This window comes from Sorangium sp. So ce836 (assembly GCF_028553905.1).
Lineage (GTDB): Bacteria > Myxococcota_A > Polyangia > Polyangiales > Polyangiaceae > Sorangium > Sorangium cellulosum_D.
In genome coordinates, this window is the sequence record NZ_CP102233.1 from 7,004,976 (window position 1) to 7,027,167 (window position 22,192).

The window sequence follows — 22,192 nt, forward strand, 5'->3', positions numbered from 1 at the left end:
ACGAGCGGCCCTCCCCGCGACAGCTCAGGGCCGCCGCTCCCTCCGCGCGGGGCCCTGCATGCAGCGAACCAGGGCGTCCCGGAGGTTCGCGAGGGTGACGATCCTCGAGAGATCCACGCCGAGCGACACGATGGTCTGCGCCACCTCGGGCCGGATGCCCACCACGATCCCGCGCACCCCGAGGAGCTCGACGGCGCGGACGAGCCTCACGATGTGATCGCCCGTGCGGTGGTCGAGCCCGTCGGCGCCGGTCAGGTCGATGATGGCCGAGCGGCAGCGGGTGCGCATGATCGCCTGGAGCAGCACCTCCATCATCTGCTCGGCGCGGCGCTCGTCGACGGACCCGAACACCGGCATGGTGATCACGCCCTCCCAGACCTCGATGATCGGCGTCGAGAGCTGGCGGATCGCCTCCTGCTGCCGCTCGATGATGTCGAGCTTGTCCAGGAGCACCGCCTCCGCCCGCTTGCGCGCGGTGATGTCGCTGAGCGAGCCCGCCATGCGCGTGGCCCTCCCCTGCTCGTCCCAGAGCGCCTGCCCGCGCGAGCAGAGCCAGCGCAGCTCGCCCGCGTCGGTGCGGCGCCGGAACTCCACGTCGTACGGCGCGCGCCGATCCAGGTGGCCGCGGAGCGCGGCCTCCACCAGGTCCCTGTCCTCCTCGCCGACGAGGCGCAGGAAGGACTCGATAGAATCGCCGAGCTCGCCGTCCCGACAGCCGAGGATGTCCTTGAAGCGCTCGGAGTAATAGGCGCCCCCGGCGGCCAGGTTCCAGTCCCAGAGCCCGTCGCGCGAGCCTTGCACGGCCAGGGCGAACCGCTCCTCGCTCTCCTTGAGGGCCATCTCGGCGCGCCGGCGCTCCGCCCGCTCCGCCACGTCGCGCAGCGAGCGCTCGATCGCGGTGGCGAGGCGCCTGAGCTCGCTCTTCAGGACGTAATCGTTCGCGCCGGCTCGCATGACCTCGGCGACGGTCGTCTCACCGATGCTGCCCGAGACGATGATGAAGGGCAGCTCCAGCCCGCGCTCCTTGATCATGCGCAGCGCCGCCAGCGAGTCGAACCGGGGCATGCTGTGATCGCAGAGCACGACGTCGTACGCCTGCCGCGAGAGCGCCTCGGTCATCCCCTCGGGCGTGTGCACCCGCTCGTGCGACGGATCGTAGCTCCCCCGCTTGAGCTCGCGCAGGATCAGCCGCGCGTCTTGCTCGGAGTCCTCGACCAGGAGGACGCGCAGCGGCGCGCCCATCTAGGACGCGCTCCCCGGCCGCGCGACCGCGTTCATCCGAGGGTGGTCGTGGCCCGCGCGAGCGGCCCGCGCGTTGTCATCGACGAGGGGGTTCGTTCCGTGGTTCATGGCGTTCCTCGCGAACAGATGAGATCCTGGCCTAGAGCGTGAAATAAAACGTCGCTCCCTGGCCGACGGCGCCCTCGGCCCAGATGCGGCCTCCATGGCGCTCGACGATGCGATGTACGGTCGCGAGGCCGACGCCGGTCCCCGCGAACTCCTCCTCGGTGTGCAGGCGCTGGAACGTGCCGAACAGCTTCGCGGCGTACTTCATGTCGAACCCGGCCCCGTTGTCGCGCACGAAATACGTCGCGCGGCCGCCCCGCTGCTCCTCCTGCCCACCCTCCATCTGCCCGAGCTCGATCCGCGCGTCCGCCCGCTTGCTCGTGAACTTCCACGCGTTGCCGAGCAGGTTCTCCAGCACGATCCTGAGCAGCTGAGGGTCGCCGTCCGCCGCCACGCCCTCGGCGACCACGCACTCCACGGCGCGATCCGGCTCTGGCCGCTGCAGCGCGGCGAGCACCTCGCGCGCGAGCGCGCTCATGTCGACGCGCTCGCGCTGCATCTCGGCGCGCGTCACGCGCGACAGCCTGAGCATGTCATCGATGAGCTCCGACATCCGCTGGCTCCCCCGGCGCACCTGCGAGAGCAAGTCGCGTGCCTCCTCGTCGAGCTTGTCGCCGTAATCCTCGAGCAGCGCGAGGCTGAACCCGTCGATGACCCGGAGCGGCGCGCGCAGGTCGTGCGAGACGGAGTGGCTGAACGCCTCCAGCTCCTTGTTGGCCACCCGCAGCTGCGCCGTCCGCTGCTGGATCCGGAGCTCCAGCTCGCTGTTGAGCTCCCGGAGCGCCTCCTCCGCCCGCCGGCGCTCGGCGTTCTCCCTCGACAGCGCCGCGTAGAGCCGCGCGTGCTCCAGCGAGCTCGCGGCCTGCGACGCCAGGAGATCCAGCGTCAGCGCCCGCTCCGGCGTGAACGCACCGGCGGTCAGGTTGTTCTCCAGGTAAAGGAGACCCACGAGCGCCGCTTGCCGCAGGAGCGGGATGCACAGCACCGACTTCGGCCGGTTCAGCCGCACGTACTCGTCGTCCGCGAACCGCGGCTCGCCCGCAGCATAGTCGAGCACGACGCGCTCTCTCGCCCGCCGGACATGCCCGAGCAGGGTCATGGGCGCGGCCGACGAAGGCAGCGGCGCCGCGGGGCTGCAGACGCTCACCACCGTGCCGGCGGCGGACGCCTCCGCCTCGAGGAGCAGCGTCCCCGCCTGATCCCGGAGCAGGTACCCCTTCTCGGCGCCCGCGTTCTCGATCGTGATCCTCATGAGCTTCTGGAGCAGCCGCTCCAGGTCGATCTCGTCGGAGAGCGCCTGGGACGCCTTGATGACCGCCATCAGATCGATCGCCGACGGCCCCGCCGGCAGCCCGAGCCGCTCCGACGCCGAGGGGGCGCGCGCGGCGAGGAGGGCGCCGTATCGCCCCTCGAGCTGCGCCACCTTCGCGGACGCGCCCCACGCGCGGTAGCACCGGTGGGCCTCGGTCATGTAGACGCCGGCGACCTTGTCCCGGCCGAGGCCGAGGTAGAACCTGGCCGCGAGCTCGCTCGCGAGCGCCTCGTCGTGCACGAAGCGGTTCGTCTTGGCCGCCTGGATCGACCGGTCGTAAAGGTCCATCGCCTCGACCCGGCGCCCGGCGGCGCGCGCCTCCTCCGCCTCGATCAGGAGGCGCTTGTGCTCGAAATTCTCGGGGCAGCCCGCGGCGTACGAGAAGACCTTGCCCCGGTAGCGGGCGAGCATGCCGCCGAGCGGCTCCCGGGCCGCCCGCGCCGGGGGCAGCGCCAGGATCGCGAGGCACAGGTGGAACGCCATGTCGACCGACAGGATGAGGCCCGCGCTCCCGCCGATCGTCTGGTCGGCGATGGTCCCCATCTCGATCGCGCCGGCGTAGTCCTCGGCGAGCAGCGCCAGCCGGAGCTTGGCCGCGGCGTACCAGCACAGCGTGCTCACGAGCTCTGGCGCCACGATGCTGTCCACGAAGGCCGGCTCGTCCAGCGTCTCGTCCCCGATGGAGTGGAGACCCGCCGTGCGTCCCCGGAGGCAGGCGACGAGCTGCCGCCCGATCGTCACGTTCGCCGTGCTCGCCGCGTTGTACGTCTGCCGCACAAGGAGGAGGAGCTTCTCGATCTCCTCGCCGACGGCGCCGAGCTCGTCGCCCAGGGCGATCCGCGTCCAGACGATGTTCGACAGGGTATACGACAGATAGTTCAGGTCGCCCGACTCGGGCCCTGCGCGCATGGCGCGCCGGGCATGCTCGAGCGACAGACGGAGCGACTTCTTGCAGAAGCTCACGTTGAGCGCGAACATGTAGTGGAGCCGGCACTTGATCGAGATGTTGTTGTATCTCTCGTTGAGATCCAGCGCGAGCTGGCCGAACTCGTGGGCTGCGTCGTACTCGCCGCGCGTGGCCAGCACGAAGCCGTAGGTCAGGTATCCGAAGGCGGCCTCCTCCGAGTGCCCGTGCTTGAGGGAGATGTTCGCCGGCATCACGCAGACCAGCGCGAGCAGCACGGGGTTGATGATGAACGCCACCCCCCACAGGTTCGCCAGGATCTTGAGCGCGATGAGCTGCTCGGGATCGGTCATCGACGGCGCGTCGATGAGCTCGCGGATCCGGCGCCCGCCGAGGTTCACGCGCACCGCCGCGAGCTCCGCCTCGAGCGCGGCCCGGCACTCGTCCTCCGCCTCCGGCACGCGGATGCCGAGGAGCGCGAGCGCGGCGCGCCCGACCTCCATGGCCTGGACATACCGGATCTGCATGCAGTAGAGGACGACCCGCAGGTTGAGGATCTGCGCGCGCTCGAGCGTCGATCGCGCCCGGCGCAGGATGACGTCGAAGAGCGCCTCCGCCTCCTCGTGGCGGCCGATCAGGTACTCGCCCTCGGCGAGCTCGGCGGACAGCTCGAACGTCGTCGCGTACTCGTCTCCCCACCCGGCCTCGCCGAGCAGCGCGGCGCCTGCCCGGAAATACCCGACCGCGGTCTGGAACGCGGTCGCGGCCTTCGCCCGCTTGCCGGCCGCGAGGTTCAGCCGCGCGACGTCCACCTGCTCGCCGCGCTCGGCGATCAGCGCGGCGCCCAGGTTCGTGTGGTGGACGATCTGGAACACGTCTTCCACGTGCCCCTCGTCCGCGCGAGATCTCCTGAGCAGCCTGCCGATCCGCAGGTGGACCTCTTGCCGGCGGTCCTCCTCGATCATCGAGTAAGCGGCCTGCTGGACGCGGTCGTGCAAGAACTTGTACGAGATCCGGAGCGCCTCGAGGTCGTGCTGGTCCTCGACGTCCTCTCCCCTGGGCGCGTGGAGAAAGCGGTACTCGGACGTGAGCGGCACGACGTACCCTTCGCGGAGCGCCTCCCACAGATCGGCGGCCGTCGCGGCGGGCGTCTTCTCGTGGATGATCGCCAGCGTCCTCAGCTCGAACTGGTGGCCCATGCACGCGGCGAGCTTCAGGATGCGCTGCGTGCCGGGCGCGAGCTTCCGGATCTTGCCGACCATGAGGACGACCACGTTGTCCGTGATGTCCGCCTGCTGGATGCGCGCGAGATCCCACTCCCACGCTCCGGTCCCCGCGTTGAAGCCGATCAGCTTGTCCCGGTGGAGCGCCCCGAGGAGCTGGCTCATGAAGAACGGGTTGCCCTGCGTCTTCTCGGAGACGATCGCGGCGAGGGGCGCCACCCGGTCCGTGTCGGTGGCGAAGGTGTCGGCGATGATCTGGGCGACGGTCGACGGCGCGAGCGGCTTGAGCGTGATCTCGCCGAGCTTCGCCCCCGCCTTCCTGATCTCCTCGACCGTCAGCGCGAGCGGGTGGGCCGGGCCGACCTCGTTGTCGCGGTACGCCCCGAGGACGAGGAGATACGCGTTCTCCGGGTTCGCGAGGACGGCCTGGAGCAGCCGGAGCGACGCCGAGTCGGCCCACTGCAGGTCGTCGAGGAAGAGCACCAGCGGGCGCTCCCTCGTGGCGAAGACCCGGAGGAAGCTCTGGAAGACGATGACGAACCGGTTCTGCGCTTCGGTGGGCCCGAGCTCCGGCACGCCCGGCTGCGGCCCCAGGATGCCCGAGAGCTCCGGGATGAGGTCGATCATGAGCTGCGCGTTCGGCCCGAGCGCGGCGAGCAGCCGCTCCTTCAGGCCCGCGAGCTCCTCGTCGGAGCCCTGGAGGTGCCCCCGGATGAGGTCCCCGAAGGCGTTCGCGATCGGCGCGTACGGGACGCTCCGGTTCAGGAGGTCGAACTTGCCCGAGATGAACGCGCCGCCCCGCGCCGCGATCGGCTTGTGGACCTCGTTGACGAGCACCGATTTGCCGATGCCCGAGAAGCCGGCGACCAGGAGCAGCTCGACGCCGCCCTGGCCCACGCGATCGAACGCGAGCAGGAGATCCCTTGTCTCGGCCTCGCGGCCGTAGAGCCGCTGGGGGATGTGGAGCTCGCCGGAGAGGTCGCGCTGGCCCAGCGGGAAGGGCGCGACCTCTCCGCTCGCCTCGATCTGCGCCAGGCACTCCCTCAGGTCGACCGCGAGCCCGAAGGCGCCCTGGTAGCGGTCCTCCGCGGCCTTCGCGAGGAGCTTCATCACGATGTCCGAGACCACCCTCGGGACCTCGGGCGAGACCTCGTGAGGCGGCGCCGGCCTCCTCGCGATGTGGCTGTGCACGATCTCCATCGGGTCCGACGCCGGGAACGGCAGGCGGCCCGTGAGCGCCTCGTACATCACGACGCCGAGCGAGTAGAGGTCCGTCCGGTGATCGAGGGTGCGATTCATCCGGCCGGTCTGCTCCGGCGACATATAGGCGAGGCTCACCTCGATCGCGTCAGGGCTCTGGGCCGGCTGGGTCTCCTGGGACAGGCGCGTCGCGACGCTGAGGTCGCTCAGCCTCGCCGCGCCCGTGCGCACGTTGACGAGGATGTTCCTGGGGTTGATGTCCTTGTGGATGACGTGCCGGCGATGGAGCGCGTCCAGGGTCTCCGCGACGGAGGCGGCGATCCTGAGCGCCGTCCGGAGGTCGAGCCGCTGCGCCTTGACGACGTCGTGGAGCGCCTGCCCGCCGAGGTCCTCCATGACGAGGGCGAGGCCGCTCTCGTGCCGCTCCAGGCCGTACGCCGCGACGACCCCGGGCAGCCCGAGGTCGCGCATCATCATGTATTCGTAGCGGAGCTTCGCGACCTCTCGAGGGCTCTCGTGTGAGCGCTTGAGGAGCTTCACCGAGATCGGCGCATGATCGGAATTGCGGTAACCGCGGTAGAGAGCGGTATCCAGACCCGATTGGATCTCCTCCGTGATTGTGAACCGGCTCACTCAAACCTCCCGCGCCCGCGATCGAGCCCGGCTCGAAGCTGCCCGTGCGCTGGAGGCCGATGTAGCATCCCCCGAGCGAAGACATCACCCAGGCCCACAGACACTACAGGCGGCCACGAGCGCGTGGCGGCGTCCGAACCGGCAAGACCAAGGCCCCCTGGTCAGGAGACCATACTATTCCGGTTGTCCTGGCTCAAACAAGTGGGAACGAAAACATTCCGAGCGGTGCCATCATGAGGTCGTGTCGGCGCATGAAGGCACACCGTCCGGCGGCGCCGAAGCGGCTGAGCACGCCGCGCGACGGGCCTACAGGGGCTCGAGGAAGCGCTGGTGCACGTACTTGGCGATCTTCTTGCCCGTCCTGGCCCCGACCTCGCCCGAGCCGCGGTAGTGGATGCCTCCCCAGACGCGGGCGTTGATCACCCCCTCGACGGCGTCCTTGAGGGAGTCGAACACGATGTCTCCGCACGTGTTCGTCCCGACGAGCGGCTCATCCAGGTCGCCGCCGCCGAAGAACTCCATCAGCGCGTAGAGCGTCGCGCCGCTCACCATCGGGTGGCCGGCGGGGTATTCCTGGTTCGGCGAGGTGGTCATGAGCGGCTTCCAGTCCGAGCCCGGATGGTAGTCGTTGATCGAGGTGATCGGCCGCCAGAAGTTGTAGTGATTCTTGCTGTTCACGTTGGAGATCATGGCGTCGGCCTGGGTGAGCATCGCGAGCGCGAACACCCGCGCGGCCTCGTAGTTGTCCAGCTCGAAGTCCGAGACGAGCTGGCGGGTGAACGCGTACGTGCCGCTGAAGACGAACCCGTCGCAGGCCTCCCACCAGAGGGCCTCGAAGGCCTGCTGCGGGGTGCGCACGGCGCTGTCCACGGCGCCGTAGGCGCGGGTCTCCTCCAGGTCCCTGCGGAACGCGCCGTTCCTGGGGCGGGGCGGCGGCGGGGGCAGGAACTGGTCGTTGTCCCGCATCGTCCAGGGGGTCATGTCCCCCCACCAGAAGAAGAACGGCTGCGACGTGCCGGGGAACGTGTCGGCCGGGTCGAGCATGACGTACTCCCCCGGCAGGCCGGTCATCGGGTCGCCGTCGCCGTCGTTGTCGGGCCACTCGAACTCGAGATCATCCGGGTTGTTCCACCCGTCGCCGAGGCGCTCGTTCCACAGGTTGATCGCCGCCGCCTCGCCGATCCGGATGCCCTCCTCCTTCTCGGGGCCGTCGGGGATCGCCGAGAGCTGCGCGTCGTAGACGGCCTCCACCATCGGCAAGAGGTCCTGGAGGCCCGGGCTCGCGAACTCCGGCGGGAGGCTCTGGTTCGAGTAGAAATCGATGTACGTCGCCAGCATCGTCCGCCCCGCCGCGGCCAGGGCCGCCTCGGGGGAGGCGGGCCCCTCGGCGTCCACGGGCGGCAGGTAGGTCTCGTAGCGCGCGGCCTCGGGGATCGAGTTGAGCGCGTCATGAATCGAGACGTGCAGGAGCGCCGAGAGCCTCGACGCCATGAAGAACCCCGTCAGCGGCTCCATCTGCGCCATCACCGTGTTCCAGTCGCGGACCTCCTGGTTGGCTCTGGCGTCCTCGGACCACACGAGCGCGGCGGCCGATATCGCCGCCGAGAGCAGCCCCTTCCATCTACGCCCTCCCATGCCGGTGTTGTGTGGGGTACACGCGTCCTTTTGGTCATGTCCGGACAACAGCATCGAACACCCCCTGGCAAGATCAGGTAATTCGTCGCACACGAAGTGTGCGACCCCCCCGATCCTGTGCATACGATGTCCGTCGCGACCTGCAAATTCAATCCACGACGTTGACGTTTTTGAGCTCTCTTTGCGTCACCGCGGCCTCGCACGCGGTCCCCGCAATCGGGCGGTCGCGCGCACACGCGCGCACCACCTGCGTGGACGCACGCTGTATTCTGGTGGCGATCCGGCCCGGCGCGTCACTGCGCCAGGTACGCCTCCACGTCCGCGGCGCGCCCCTTGGCGTGAGCGATCAGCGTGGCGAGGCCGTTGTCGAAGTCCGCGGGCGACGCGAGGTGCGTGTGCCCCTCGATCTCGCCCTCCGGCCCCACGACGTACGGCGCGATGAGGTCGTGCGCCGCCTTGAACCACGCCTCGGCGGCGGCCGGCTCGTACTCCACCTCTGCGGCCTGCCTCACGTAGTCGCGGTAGATCTCGAGGTAGACCGGGTCGTCGAGCAGGTAACGGATGAGCGGCCATTGCTCGCTCACCTCGGACATGTCGAGGGGCAGCGCCTTCAGCCCGACGATCGCCCCCGCCGAGTCGGGGTCCGTCCACGCGAAGGTGTGGTCCCACGGGATCCACGTGAATTGCCCGCCCTTGTTCGGGTCCGAGTAGAGGTAGTAGTTGTGCGGCAGGCGGCCGTACACGTCCCAGTCCTCGATCACCGTGTTCAGCGCCAGCCAGTGGAGGAAGCCGTCGACGTCGAGGCGCGCCTCGAGCCCCGCGCGCCAAGCGGCGGCGTCGGTCCGGTCTTCGTGCAGCGCGTCGAACAGCGCGCGCGCGTCCGAGAAATCGGCCTCCTCCTCGTGGTTCTGCTTGACGAGGGTGTCGGGGTCCCACGTCTCCCACCGCGCGCCGGTGCCGTCGGGCTTGTAGACATTGCCCTTGTGGCCGCCGAAGTGCCTGTCCAGGAACGAGTCGTCCGACGGGACCTCGATACCGGTGTACAGCCCGAAGTAGATCGGTCCGTCCCCGTGATCGATGAAGACCCGGTAGAACGCGGTCGCGGGCGCGGGGATCCCCGCCTTGGCGAAGATGTCGGTGCCGAGCTTCTCGCGCAGGAGCGACGGATCCAGGTAGCTGCTGGTGAACGCCAGCCCGTCGAACCCGTAGAACCGCTGATTCTTGGTCTCGGGATACTCGTCCTCGAACCGGTCGAAGTTGAGGCGCAGCGGCAGCTTCCAGTTACCCGCCCCCCAGGGCAGGAGCAGGCTGGCGTTGCCCCGGAGGCGGATGCCGACGTGCTCCCATTTCCGATCCTCGGTGGCGACCTCGCACTCGACGTAGACCGGCGAGCGCGGGATGAGGTCGACGCTGCTGCTGAGCCCGGGATCGCCCCCTGGCCCTCCCGGCCCGGCCGGCATGCAGGCCAGGCCGGCCTCTTCCTCGGTGCACGTCCCCGGGGTCTCGGTCCCGAAGATGTCGATCGTGCAGGGGTCGGACGCCGCGAGATCGTTGCAGGCGTCGATCCAGTCCTGCGGCGGCTCGAACTCGCCGGGATCCTGCGGCTTCGGCAGGCAGGTCAGGCCGCCGGGGAGCACCGAGCACGTCCCCTCGGCGGGGGACCCGAAGAGCTCGATCGTGCACTCGTCGCCGGCCACGAGCTCGTTGCAGGCGTCGACCCACTCCTGCGGCGGCTGGAATACGCCGGGCCCCTGCGCGCCGAACTCGCCGATCATCGACACCATGTCGTCGATCATCTCCTGCCACTTCTCGGGCGCGATGGTGATGTCGATGCGGGGGACCCGATCCTGCGGGAACGCGCGGTCGTAATCGGGCCCATCCTTGGGGCTGCCGCCCGCGCCGCCGTCTCCGCCGGCCCCGTTCCCGCCCGTGCCGTTCCCGCCCGTGCCGCCGCCGCCCGTGCCGTCGCCGCCCATGCCGTTCCCGCCCGTGCCGGTGGTGCCGCTTCCACCGCCGCTCCCGCCGGCGCCGGCCCCGGATGCGCCGGGATCCTCGGATCCGCCGCAGCCCACGAGGGGAGCGGCGGCCAGCGCGGCGAAAGGCAAGAGATAACGCAGACTCCGTAAGTTCATCGATCGCTCCTCAGCTCGGCGGTCCGAGGCGATATTATGTCAATCGTGCTTCTATCGCGTGACAAATGTGTCCGCCGACGGCGCTGGGAGCCGGCCAAGGTGCGGTGGAAGTGAATATTTCCAGGCAGGGTGAGGTGGAGCTTTCTGCAGGAGCCGAGGTGGAATTTTCCACATGGGGTGAGCTGGGCGTTTCGCGTTGCAGGACGGCGGCGCGGTCGCTCGCGCACAGCAGCGCAGCGCGCGCGCCGGCCGACGCGACCGGCACGCACGCCGCTTTGGCGATCTGGGGTCGACGAGGGCCATCGAGGCGAGATGCACGCGGTGCATCCCGCGCATGCCGCCTTCGCATTGGAAGGGCAGCGCCCCGCGACCTACATGGCTCGGCACGCCACGGCGCCGCGCACGAGCGCAGCGCGACACGGCGCAACCCGGAGATCACGAAGATGGCTTGGTTGGACGTCATCCATCGAAATCCCGCCTGCAGCGGCGCAGGACGGCGAGATCTTGCTGTTTCAACACGGCCGGCGAGGGCGCCGCGAGGGGCGCTCTGCGCCGGCCTGCTCGGCGCGCTGCTCGGCGGGTGCGGCGGCGAGCCCGCGCCCCTCGAGTCGATGGGATCCAGCGATGTGCTGTCGGGCCAGGAGGCGCTCGTCGCCGGCGACCTCACGGGGCTGGAGCACGCGTGGGAGACGGTCCCGAGCGTGGTGCGCAGCGACGGATCCGAGGAGTTCGTGCTGGAGGTCGACCCCGTGGACGACGTGGTGAGCGTCGAGCTCACCGGGCTCGCGATCCAGCTCGAGGGCCCGAGCGACCTGACGTTGCGCGACGACGGCCTGGGCGCCGATCGCGTCGCCGGAGACGGCATCTTCTCGGTCGGGCCGTTCCGCTTCGACCCCACGCCGCCGTTTCCGCTCCCCGCTCATTACGAGTCGAGCCCGGACAGCCCGGCTGGCCTCTATGCCCTGGAGGTCGGCGACCTGGTGATGACGAAGGCGACGGGAGAGACCGTGACGTTCTTCATCCGCCCCCAGGTCGGCGCGCTCGCGCCCAGCGTGCCGGTCGCGCCGCGGAGGGTCCTGAGCCCGAAGTACCGCGCGGCGTCGCACCTCGTCGAGGTGCGGGACGCGCGCGCCGACAGCCAGCGGCTGCTGCGGGGCGCGGGCGGCGACGTCGCCGGCATGCTCTCGGACATGTACGAGGTGGTGCCGGACGTCTTCGACTTCGCGGTGCTCTCGGCCACGTCGCACCTCGAGCGGCCGGGCAGCGCGAGCAACGGCAACTCGGGCGTCCACTCCGCCGTGAAGATCGACTATACGGGGATCGGGCGCGATCCGGTCGACTACTCCCAGTCGTATTACAGCCGCCGCCTGAAGGGCGTCGCCGTGCTCGACAACCTGCGCCGGGGCTGGCTGAGCAGCAACTTCGTGCACGAGCTGCTCCACCAGTGGGGCGCTTACCTCCCCTACGATCTCGGCATGACCGACGGCTTCCATTACCTGCCGACCACCAGCGCGGCCAGCCTGCTCGGCGGGATGGAGTGGATCGACAACGGAAACGGCACCTTCACCCTCGACTGCGACAGCAACGGTCGCGGCGGGGCGAGCACCGCCTCGCCGCTCGATCTCTACATGATGGGGCTCATCCCGGGGAGCATGGTCCCCCCGCTCCGCAGGCACGGCGGCGGCCTCTTCGACTACTGCGATACGGTGATCCCCTCGGTCCAGGCCACCGTGACGATCGCGCAGATCCAGGCGCAGCTCGGCGTGCGGACCCCGGGGCCGGCGACGGCGCAGCGCGACTTCCACATCGCGTTCGTCGTGGAGGCGCACGGCCGCGATCTCACCGACAGCGAGCTCACCTTCTTCAACACGCTGGCGGAGTTCGCGACCCGGCCGGTCCCGGCGGGGCAGCCGGACCCGATGCTCAGCAACAACTGGGTGCCGATCACGCGTTATTTCGGAAACGGCACGACCTGGCGCACCGACATCCCCGACACCCCGGCCAACCCGGGCGCCGTCACGGCGAGCATCCAGCTGAACGCCGACTGGGCGACCGGCTACTGCGCCAACGTCACCGTGACCAACGGGCGCAGGTTCGGTATCTGGGGGTGGGAGACGGTCATCGACGTCGGGCAATCGACGGTCAACTCGAGCTGGAACGCCAGCTTCGGCTTCGATGGGAGCGAGATGACCGCCACGAGCACGCCGTCGAGCGGCCAGCTCGACACCGGCGGGTCGACGTCGTTCGGGTTCTGCGCCAACAAGACCGGGGTGGCGTGGCAGCCCCAGGTCGTCAGCGCCAGGCACCTGTGACGCGCAGCGCGGCCGCCCGCCGGCGCGGGGCCCCGCCACGGCGGCTGCGCTAAGCTCCTTCGCGATGCCCGCGCTCATCCATCGTCCCGGACCGCCGCTCGCCGACTTCGTCGACTGCTTCTGGCTGTGGGACGGCTACACGGCGCCCGCGCCCAGGGAGCGCGCGCTCCCGTCCGGCACGCTCGATATCATCATCAACCTGCGCGAGGATCGCCTCCGCATCTTCAATCGCGACGATCTCGCGTCGTTCGAGCGGTTCCCCGGGATCATGATCTCCGGCGCGCACGCGGGGCACTTCGTCATCGACACGGCGCCGGGCGCGTCGGTGATGGGCGTGCATTTCAAGCCAGGCGGCGCGTTCCCCTTCCTGGGGATCCCGGCCGGAGATCTCGAAGGGAGGCACGCGGCGCTCGACGCGCTCTGGGGCGCGAGCGCGGCCCGGCTCCGCGAGCGCCTGCTCGAGGCCCGGTGCGCGGCGGAGCGCTTCTCCGCGCTCGAGGGCTCCCTCCGCGCCAGGGCCGCGCGGCCCCTCCGCCGGCACGGCGCCGTCGCGCTCGCGCTGCGCGCCTTCGACGATCCGACGCTCCGGGCCGTCGCCGAGGTCAACGCGCGGACCGGGCTCTCGCCGAAGCGCCTCATCGCGCTCTTCCACGACGAGGTCGGGCTCGGCCCCAAGGCGTTCTGGCGTGTCCGCCGGTTCCAGGCGGCGCTGCGCCTCATGGACAGCCGGCGGGACGCGCGCGGCCGGGCGCGCCGGGCCGTCCGCGGCGCCGAGATCGCCGCGGAGCTGGGCTACTTCGATCAAGCGCACCTGAGCCGCGAGTTCCGGGCGTTCGCCGGTCTCGGCCCCTCCGCGTATCTCGCCCAGGAAGTGGAGCGCCCCAACCACGTGCCGCTGCGCGGGTAAAAATATCCAAGACGCTCGCGGCGGGCGCGCTCAGGTTTCGGCTCTCCTCGACACGAGAGAAAGGAAGAGCTCATGAACCCCGTCGCTGTCACCGCCTTGCTCGTCGCCGCGATGCGCGCGGAAGAGTCGAAGCGGAGGGATCGGCTGTTCGACGACCCCTTCGCGCACGCGCTCGCCGGAGACGCCGGGTACGCCGCGCTCCGCGCGTACCGAGATGCGGTCGGCCCCTCGATGCCCATCATCGAGGTGCGGACTCGCTGGTTCGACGAGGCGCTCGCGCGCGCCGCCGCCGCGGGCGTCGCGCAGGTCGTCCTCCTCGCCGCGGGCATGGACGCGCGCGCCTACCGCCTCGAGTTTCCCGCAGGGACGCGCGTCTTCGAGATCGACCAGCCGGAGGTCATCGCGCACAAAGCCGGCGTCCTGGGAACGCGGCAGTCCGCGAGCGAGCGCGTGACCATCGCCGCCGACCTCGCCGGCGACTGGCCCGCCGCGCTCCTCGCCGCGCGGTTCGACCCCGCCGCGCGCACCGTCTGGTCCGTCGAGGGCCTGCTGCAGTACCTCGACGGGCGAGCGGTGGAGACGCTCATGGCCCGGATCGACAGGCTCTCCGCGCCGCGCTCCATCCTTCTTTATGACGTCGTGGGCAAGTCGCTGCTCGAGTCTCCCGCGCTCGCGGCGGCGCTCCGCATGATGGCCGAGCTCGGCGCGCCGTGGATCTTCGGCACCGACGATCCCGCAGGCCTCGTCGCGGTGCATGGCTGGGACGCCGCCGTGGTCGAGCCGGGCGAGGTGGGCACGCGCTGGGGCCGCTGGCCCATCCCGCCCGCGCCCGCGGGCGCGCCGCGGGGCCACCTGGTCGAGGCCACCAAGCGCTGAGCCCACGCCCCCCGTCGCCGCCGCGCCCCGACCGGCGCGGCGCGGCGGGCGCGCGTCACGGTCGCCCCGCGGCGGGCGCGAGCGTCCGGTGGATCGCGTCGATCGCGAACGCGAGGTAGGCCCGGCTCTCGGCCCGGTCGAACCCCTGGTTCGAGAGGTGCTGGTGGAACGGCCGGAAGTGCAGCGCGCCGAGGAAGAGATCGGCCGCGTGCTCCGCGGAGACCGGGCGCAGGAGCCCGCGGGCGATCGCGCGCGAGAACCACGCGGCCACCTCGCGCCGCGCGCGGACCGGCGGCAGATCCTCGCGCCGGTCGGCCATCGACTCGACGCTCATGCCCGCCGATCGGAGCACCGCCAGGCACGGCACGATCCGCTCGAGGTACGCGGAGATCTCCTCGCCGAGCTCGAGGAGCTGGATCCGCGCGTCCCGGTCGTCCGGGCCCGACCGGGCGCGCGCCATCCACGGCGGCTCCATGGACGGCTGCAACGCCGCGCGCAGGAGCTGCTCCTTGGTGCCGAAGCGCTGGAACAGCACGCCGTGCGAGATGCCGAGCCGCTCCGCGATGACGGTCGTCGAGACGCCGGCGCCGTGCTCCAGGAAGCACGCGCGCGCCCCGTCGAGGATCTGTGCGTCCGTGATGTTCCGCGGCCTTGCCATTTATAAGTATCCTGATACTTATCGTGTTACAGGACAATGACTTCCTGGTGACGATTCTCACAGAACGCTGACGCTGGCGGCTCGAGCGAGGCGCTGCCCGGAGGGCGGGCGGACGCCGCGGAGCTCGGGGCGCAGGGGGAAGCGACCTTTCTTGGCCAAAGGAGGCGCCTGATGCTTGTTCATCGCTTGAGCCAGCTATCCCGAGCCGATCTTTCCACCGCGGGCGGCAAGGGAGCCAACCTGGGTGAGCTGCTCCGGCTCGGGCTCGCCGTACCGCCCGGGTTCGTGGTGAGCGCGGGCGCCTATGCCGAGCAGGCGCGCGCGTGGGGGCTCGCCGAGCGCCTCGCGGCGCACCTCGACGCGAGGCGCTGGGACGACGCGGCCTCGGCGGCGGCGGAGCTCTTCGAGGAGGGCGCGCTGCTGCCCGGGATCGAGGGCGCGGTCCGCGACGCGTACCGCGAGCTCGGCGCGCCGCCGGTCGCGGTGCGCTCCTCGGCGACGGCGGAGGACCTCGCCGACGCCTCGTTCGCGGGCCAGCACGAGACGTACCTCGACGTGGCCGGGGAGGACGCGCTGCTCGCCGCGCTGCGGCGGTGCTGGGCGTCCCTCTGGAGCCCGCGGGCCCTCGCCTACCGGGCAGCGCGCGGCGTCGATCACCTGGGCGTCCACATCGCCGTCGTGGTGCAGCGGATGGTGCCGGCCGAGTTCGCCGGCGTCCTGTTCACCGTCGACCCGGTGGCCCAGCGCGCCGACCGCATGCTCCTGGAGGTCGCCCCGGGCCTCGGCGAGGCCGTGGTCTCCGGGCACACGACCGGCGATGTGTACCGCCTGCGGCGCGCGCCGTTCGCCGGATCCGCGGCGCACGGCCCGGACAGGGCGAACGGGGCCGCGGCCACCGGCGCGGACACGACGAACGGGGCCGCGGCGCAGGGCGCGGGCAAGACGAATGGGGCCGCGGCGCACGGCTCGGGCAAGACGAACGGGGCCGCGCACCCCGGGGCGGACGACCTCGCGATCGAGGACCGCGACCGCCGGGAGGCCGGCCGCCCCGCGCCGAGCGACGCCCTGGTGCTCGAGCTCGGGCGCCTCGGGCTCCGCCTCGAGGCCCACTTCGGCTGCCCGCAGGACGTGGAGTTCGCCATCGCCGGGGGCTCCCTGCACCTGCTCCAGTCGCGCCCCATCACCACGCTCGGCGAGGCCGAGATCGAGCCCCTCCCGCCGCCCCCGCAGCTGAGCCGCATGCAGCGGAGGATGCTCGAGGCCAACGACAACGACCGGTTCCCCGTCGCGCCGAAGCCGCTCGATCAATGGGGCTTCCGGATGACGCTCCCCGCGCTCGTGCGCATGGTGCGCTTCGTCGGGCTCGACGTGGACGAGGACGAGGAGCGCGCGTGGGTCGACCAGCTGTGGCGCCCGATCTTCGTCCCGCCGCGGATGCGGCCCACCCTCCGGCTGCTCCGGCTGCCGCGGAAGGTCGCGGCCAGCCTGCGCGACGACGCGATGGCGTGGTGGGAAGCTGACGGGCTCAAGCGGCTCCTTCCGGCCTGCGCGCCGGTCGATCTCCGCGCGCTGGACGGCGCCGCGCTCCTCCGCCGCGCCGACCGGATCGCGGAGACCACGACCGCGGTCCTGGGCGAGCGGTTCGAGAGGAGCGCCAGCCAGCTGGCCGCGGTCGCCCTCCGCGTTCCGGTCACCCTCGCCGTGGGGCCGAAGCGCGCGGCGACCGTCATGAGCGACCTCGTCTCGGGCGTGCACACCCGGACGTCGGACGTGAACCTCGCGCTCTTCCACCTCGCGCGCCGGGCGGCGAGCGCCGGTCCGGAGGTCGCCGGCGCGATCCGCGAGGGGCGCCCGGAGGCGCTGCGCGCCTCGGAGGCCGGCCGGGCAACGCTGGCCGAGGTCGAGGCGTTCCTGGACGAGCACGGGCACCGGGAGAGCGCGGGGCTCTACCTCTCGGCGCCGACGTGGCGCCAGGATCCCGCGCCCGTGTGGGGGCTCCTCCGCGGCCTGCTCGACGCCGCCGAGCCGCCGTCCGAGGAGGCCGGGCTCGCGCGTTACCACGCGGCGCTCGAGGAGGTCACCCGCGCGCTCCGCTTCGTGCCGGGACTGGCCGACGCGTTCCGCCGCAACGTCGAGCGGCTGCGGAGCGCGATCGCCTTCCGGGAGCGCACGCACTTCGATCTCGTGCGCTCGTACTCCGCGCTCCAGGCCATCGTGGCCGAGATCGCGCGGCGCCTCGTCGAGCGCGGGCACCTGCCGAGCCCCGACGATGTCTTCTACCTGACGGAGGCCGAGGTCCGGGCGTGGCTCACGGGGGAGGCGCCGCCGCTCGAGCAGGTGAAGCGGCTCGTGCAGCGGCGGCGCGCCACGTACGGGGTGGTCAACGCGCGGTGGCAGAGGACGGCGTTCGAGGCGGGCGCGCGAGGCGCCCCGGGCGACGAGCTCCGCGGCGTCGGGGCGTCGTCCGGGGTGGTCCGCGGCAAGGCGCGCATCGTGCGCGACGCGCGCGAGTTCGAGCGGCTGAAGGCGGGGGAGATCCTGGTCTGCCGCTACACGAACCCCGCGTGGACGCCGCTCTTCACCCTCGCCGCGGGCGTCGTGACCGACACCGGCGGCGCGGTCTCCCACGCGGCCATCGTCGCGCGCGAGTACGGGATCCCGGCGGTGCTGGGGGCCGCCGGGGCGACCGAGCGCATCACGGACGGCCAGGAGATCGTCGTGGACGGGACGGAGGGCCGGGTGGCGCTCCTCCGCCAGGTCGGCCGTCAGGGCGATGCGGACGAGCGCGGCCGTGGCTGAGGCCTCGTCGCGCCTGCCGGTGCGGCTGCTCGCCGCCATCGCGCTGTCGGCGGCGCTCGCGCCGCTCAACTCGACGATGGTCGCCGTGGCGCTGCCGGAGATGGCGCGCACGCTCCGCGCCGACTCCGGCGCGCTCCGGCAGGCGCTCGTGACGAGCTACCTGCTCACGAACATCGTCCTGCAGAGCCCGGGCGGGAAGCTCGGCGACCGCCTCGGCCACCGGCGCGCGCTCGGGCTGGGCCAGCTCCTGCTCTCGGTCGGGGCCGCGCTCGCCTACCTCTGGCCGGTGCTCCCGGCGCTCGCGGTGGCGCGCGTTCTGATGGCCGCGGGCGGCGCGATCGTGGTCCCGAGCGCGACGGCCCTGCTCCGCACGGAGCTGCCGCCCGAGGTGCGCGGGCGCGCCTTCGGCACCTTCGGGGCGGTGATGGGGGTGGCGGCGGGCACCGGACCGGCGATCGGGGCCCTGCTCGTGGGGTCGTTCGGGTGGACGTCGATCTTCCTCGCGAACGTCCCGGTGCTGCTCCTCTCCGCCGCCCTCGCGCACGCCGGCGCGCCGCCGCGCCCCGCGGCCGCGGCGCCCGCCGCGCCGCGAGCGCGCTTCGACGTGGTGGGCTCGGCGCTGCTGGGCGGGTCGCTCGTCGGGCTCGCCCTCGGCCTCGAGGCCGCCGACCTCCGCTGGGCCGCGGCGCTCGGCGCGCTCGGCCTCGTGCCCTTCGTGCTCTGGGAGCGGCGCGCCGCGGATCCCGTCGTCGACTTCTCGCTGTTCCGGCGGCGCGCGTTCGTCGGCGGCAGCCTGCTCATCGCGATCCAGAACTTCGCCCTGTACGCGACGATCTTCGAGCTGCCGCAGGTGGCGGGGCGGCTGTTCCACGTCGGCCCGCGCGACGTGGGCACGACGCTGCTGGCCATGATGGGGACGATGGTGGTCGTCTCGCCCTTCGCGGGGCGCGGCTCCGACCGCTTCGGGCCGCGCGCGGTGGCGCTCGCCGGCTGCTCGCTCGCCCTGGTCGGCATGCTCCTGCTCGCGGCGCGGCCCTTGAGCGCGCTCTCGGACGCGATCCCCGCGCTCGTGCTGCTCGGCGCCGGGCTGGGCCTGACGTCCGCGCCGTCGCAGTCCGCGGCGATGAGCGATGTCCCGCGGGAGAAGAGCGGCATGGCCGCGGGCCTCACCGCGACGATGCGCTACCTCGGGGGCATCGCTGGCCTCACCGTGCTCGGCCTCGTGCTCACCGACCGCCCGGCGGGCGACGTGGTGATGCGCGAGCACACGATGGCCACGTCGATCTTCGGCGCGGCGCTGCTCCTGACGCTCGGCTGCGCCTTGCTCCTCCCCGGCCGCGCCGCCGCGCCGGCGGCGGCCGCGGGCTCCCGGTAGCTCGGCCTGCCTCGCGAGGGGGCGGCGGGCCGCTGAGACCGGCGCGCCGCGCGAGCGGCGGGCCCCTGGGACCGGCGCGCCGCGTTCGTGGTAGGGAGCGCGGATGCACCGCCGCCCTCGCCTCGCCGCCACCTGCGCCGCCCTCGCCGCCCTCCTCAGCAGCTGCAGCGCCACGCCCGACGCCGCCGCGCCGGCGGGCGGCGGGCAGCGCGACGCCGCGAGCGGCGCGCAGGCCGCGCACGCGGGCCATGCCCCGTCGCAGGGCCAGCAGGGCGCGGGGCACGACGGCCACGGCCCTGGGCACGGCGATCACGCCGGCCACGGCCCTGGACACGGCCACGGCCCTGGGCCGCTCGTGCACCGCTTCGAGCGGGCCGAGGACTGGGTGCCCGCGTTCGAGGGACCCGAGCGCGACGCCTGGCAAAAGCCGGCGGAGGTCGTCGCCGCCATGCGGATCGCCCCGGGCATGCGGGTCGCGGATCTCGGGGCCGGCACGGGCTACTTCCTGCCCCACCTCTCCCGCGCGGTCGGGCCGGCCGGCGCGGTCATCGGCCTCGACATCGAGCAGGACATGGTCCGGTACATGACGGAGCGCGCCGCGCGCGAGCGCCTCGCCAACGTCACCGCGCGGCAGGTCCGCCCCGACGATCCCGGGCTCGACCCCGGCTCGGTCGACCGCATCCTCGTGGTCGACACCTGGCACCACATCCCCGATCGCCCCGCCTACGCGGCGAAGCTGAAGGCCGCGCTCCGCCCGGACGGCGCCGTGGTCGTCGTCGACTTCACCGAGGCCGCAAGCCACGGCCCCCCGAAGGACCACCGCATCCCCGCCGAGGCCGTCGCCGCCGAGCTCCGCGCCGGGGGCCTCTCGCCCGAGATCGTCGCGGAGGACCTGCCCGAGCAGTACATCGTCGTGGGCCGGCGCGCCGGCGCCGGCGCGGCGCGCTGACGCGGGCAGCGCGTCGGCGCCCTGCTGGCGACTCTTCGGCTCGCGGTCCGGCCGAGCACCTCGAGCGCGCTCCGCGTCCGGAGCAGGGCGCGAAGATTTTTTCGAGCGACCGATGACTTCCCCGCGGGCGGGGGGTCCATGGGGCAAAAGGAGCACAACCTCATGTCCCACAAGCTCTTCGTCAGCCTGCCCATCAAGAACCTCGAGCGCACCAAGGCGTTCTTCAAGGCCCTCGGCTTCACGTTCAACCCGAAGGTCACCGGCGAGGAGGCCGCCTGCATGCTCATCGGCGAGCACGCCTACGCGATGCTGCTCGTCGAGCCGTTCTTCAAGACGTTCACCAAGAAGGAGATCTGCGACACCGCGACGCACGTGGAGGGGGCCTTCGGGCTCTCGTGCGAGAGCCGCGCCGAGGTGGACGCGATGGTGGCGAAGGCGCTCGCCGGCGGCGGCAAGGAGGCGGGGCCGCCGGAGGACCACGGGTTCATGTACAGCCGGAGCTTCGAGGACCTCGACGGGCACCACTGGGAGGTGGTGTGGATGGATCCGAAGGCCGCGCAGTAAGCCGCACGGATCTCGGCGGAGGAGAAGGGATTCGAACGCTCGGCGCGGGCGGCGGGTGGAAGATGCCGAGGAGGGGTATCCGGAACAAACCGCCGGCCCGCACTTGTCTTTTTGCGCCTTTGCCTTGAGCTCTCTCCCTCTCCGGATCCCTGCCGGACTCCTGGTGGGTGGAGCTAGCGATACCCGGTGACGTCGGCCGGCTTGCCGGCGTCCTGGACCTCGACGAGGTACCGCCACGCGTCGGGCTGGCTGCCGTCCAGATCCGTGAAGCCATAGACCCGCGCGAGCTGACCGCTCGACAGCGACTGCCCTGACCACCGGGCCACCGCCGGATCGGCCGCGAGCGCCGCCACCGCCCGGCCGGCGTACGCGGGGGTCTCCGAGATCGCGAAATGGGGCTGCTTCGCGAGCGCGTCTCGCCAGTTCTCCTCGGTGACCCCGTAATGCTCCAGCATGACCTCCGAGCGCAGCCACCCCGGCGTCAGCGCGACGGCCGAGCAGCCGTGGGCCCGCAGCTCCTCGGCCTGGGCGAACGCCATGCGGAGGACCGCGGCCTTGGCCAGGTCGTAGAAGAAGGCGACGCGGTAGTGCCCTGCATTGTAGTCGGCCGTGCCGTCCGTGATCTCGACGACCAACCCGCCGGGCCTCTTGATGAGCAGCGGAAGGGCGCAGTGGCTCGTGATGATGTGGGTGTCGATGGCCAGCCGCAGCAGCCGCAACCCGTTGTCCAGGGACTGCTCCCAGAGCGGCGTGTTCCACGCGAACAGGAGCTCGCCGCCCCAGATGTCGTTGACCAGCACGTCGAGCCGGCCGTGCTCCCGCTCGATGCGCGCGACGAGCTCGCGGACCTGCTCGCGCTCCAGGTGATCCACCTGCGCCGCGATCCCCTTGCCCCCGGCCCGGGTGACCAGCTCGGCGGTCTCCTCGATCGTCTCGGGTCGATCCATCTCCGAGCGCCGCGCGCGCGTGGTCCGGCCCGTGGCGTACACGGTCGCCCCCGCCGCGCCCAGCGCGACCGCGATCCCCCTGCCCGCCCCGCGCGTCGCGCCCGCGACGAGCGCCACCTTGCCATGAAGTGCTCCGCTCATGATCCGTCGTCTCCTTCCTCGCTTGCCGAGGCGAGCGACCTTCGCACGGAAATCCTGACACCTTGTGTCATGTATCCCGGGACGCCGCGACGGTCGGCGCTGGAGGCAGCGATCGCGCTGCGGCGTCCGGGTTGCGCGGCGCCCCGGACGGCCGCTCCCCGCGTCATCCCACTCGACAGCTGATGACACGCGCGCCCAGCCGCCCTCACGACACCCGCCCATCGGTGCCACGTTTATCCACCACGTGTTACCTCGGAAGGTCGCGCGGTGCCGCTTGA

The 22,192-nt window shown here is 71.9% G+C and carries 13 protein-coding genes; 7 read left to right on the forward strand and 6 right to left on the reverse strand.

What is annotated here, in order from left to right:
* Positions 1 to 24 precede the first annotated feature (24 nt).
* The 4 genes from NQZ70_RS25455 to NQZ70_RS25470 all read right to left on the reverse strand — a co-directional run bounded on the left by NQZ70_RS25455 (position 25) and on the right by NQZ70_RS25470 (position 10,386).
* Positions 25 to 1,242: a PAS domain-containing protein gene (locus NQZ70_RS25455; RefSeq protein ID WP_129576510.1), complete on the reverse strand. Its 1,218-nt coding sequence runs from the start codon at positions 1,240 to 1,242 to the stop codon at positions 25 to 27.
* Between the two features lie 139 nt (positions 1,243 to 1,381).
* Positions 1,382 to 6,619: an AAA family ATPase gene (locus NQZ70_RS25460; protein ID WP_129576511.1), complete on the reverse strand. Its 5,238-nt coding sequence runs from the start codon at positions 6,617 to 6,619 to the stop codon at positions 1,382 to 1,384.
* Positions 6,620 to 6,925: 306 nt separating this feature from the next.
* Positions 6,926 to 8,254, reverse strand: coding sequence for a vanadium-dependent haloperoxidase (locus tag NQZ70_RS25465; protein ID WP_129576512.1), 1,329 nt, complete (start codon positions 8,252 to 8,254; stop codon positions 6,926 to 6,928).
* Positions 8,255 to 8,547: 293 nt separating this feature from the next.
* A complete protein-coding gene (locus tag NQZ70_RS25470; RefSeq protein ID WP_129576513.1) occupies positions 8,548 to 10,386 on the reverse strand; it encodes a CotH kinase family protein in 1,839 nt (612 codons plus the stop codon).
* A 611-nt stretch (positions 10,387 to 10,997) separates the two neighbouring features.
* On the opposite strand from NQZ70_RS25470, the gene NQZ70_RS25475 reads away from it, so the two are divergent.
* From NQZ70_RS25475 to NQZ70_RS25485, 3 genes are all read left to right on the forward strand, one after another.
* Complete coding sequence (locus tag NQZ70_RS25475) at positions 10,998 to 12,698, forward strand: cellulose binding domain-containing protein (protein ID WP_129576514.1); 1,701 nt, start codon at positions 10,998 to 11,000, stop codon at positions 12,696 to 12,698.
* A gap of 64 nt (positions 12,699 to 12,762) precedes the next feature.
* Complete coding sequence (locus tag NQZ70_RS25480; RefSeq protein WP_129576515.1) at positions 12,763 to 13,605, forward strand: helix-turn-helix domain-containing protein; 843 nt, start codon at positions 12,763 to 12,765, stop codon at positions 13,603 to 13,605.
* A 72-nt stretch (positions 13,606 to 13,677) separates the two neighbouring features.
* A complete protein-coding gene (locus NQZ70_RS25485; RefSeq protein WP_129576516.1) occupies positions 13,678 to 14,481 on the forward strand; it encodes an SAM-dependent methyltransferase in 804 nt (267 codons plus the stop codon).
* Between the two features lie 55 nt (positions 14,482 to 14,536).
* Here NQZ70_RS25485 and NQZ70_RS25490 read toward each other — a convergent pair whose 3' ends face one another.
* On the reverse strand, positions 14,537 to 15,139 hold the full coding sequence (locus tag NQZ70_RS25490; protein WP_129576517.1) for a TetR/AcrR family transcriptional regulator: 603 nt from the start codon (positions 15,137 to 15,139) through the stop codon (positions 14,537 to 14,539).
* A 171-nt stretch (positions 15,140 to 15,310) separates the two neighbouring features.
* Here NQZ70_RS25490 and NQZ70_RS25495 point away from each other — a divergent pair, with 171 nt between their 5' ends.
* The 4 genes from NQZ70_RS25495 to NQZ70_RS25510 all read left to right on the forward strand — a co-directional run bounded on the left by NQZ70_RS25495 (position 15,311) and on the right by NQZ70_RS25510 (position 20,826).
* Entirely contained in the window at positions 15,311 to 17,938 is a 2,628-nt protein-coding gene (locus NQZ70_RS25495; protein WP_237245600.1) for a PEP/pyruvate-binding domain-containing protein, read from the forward strand.
* Positions 17,931 to 19,313, forward strand: coding sequence for an MFS transporter (locus NQZ70_RS25500; protein ID WP_129576518.1), 1,383 nt, complete (start codon positions 17,931 to 17,933; stop codon positions 19,311 to 19,313). The genes NQZ70_RS25495 and NQZ70_RS25500 overlap by 8 nt, the downstream gene beginning before the upstream one ends.
* Before the next feature lie 103 nt (positions 19,314 to 19,416).
* Entirely contained in the window at positions 19,417 to 20,262 is an 846-nt protein-coding gene (locus NQZ70_RS25505) for a class I SAM-dependent methyltransferase (protein ID WP_165374153.1), read from the forward strand.
* A gap of 162 nt (positions 20,263 to 20,424) precedes the next feature.
* Positions 20,425 to 20,826, forward strand: coding sequence for a VOC family protein (locus NQZ70_RS25510; RefSeq protein ID WP_237245601.1), 402 nt, complete (start codon positions 20,425 to 20,427; stop codon positions 20,824 to 20,826).
* Positions 20,827 to 20,999: 173 nt separating this feature from the next.
* Here the strand turns inward: NQZ70_RS25510 and NQZ70_RS25515 are convergent, their stop codons facing one another.
* A complete protein-coding gene (locus tag NQZ70_RS25515; RefSeq protein ID WP_129576521.1) occupies positions 21,000 to 21,914 on the reverse strand; it encodes an SDR family oxidoreductase in 915 nt (304 codons plus the stop codon).
* Between the last annotated feature and the right edge of the window lie 278 nt (positions 21,915 to 22,192).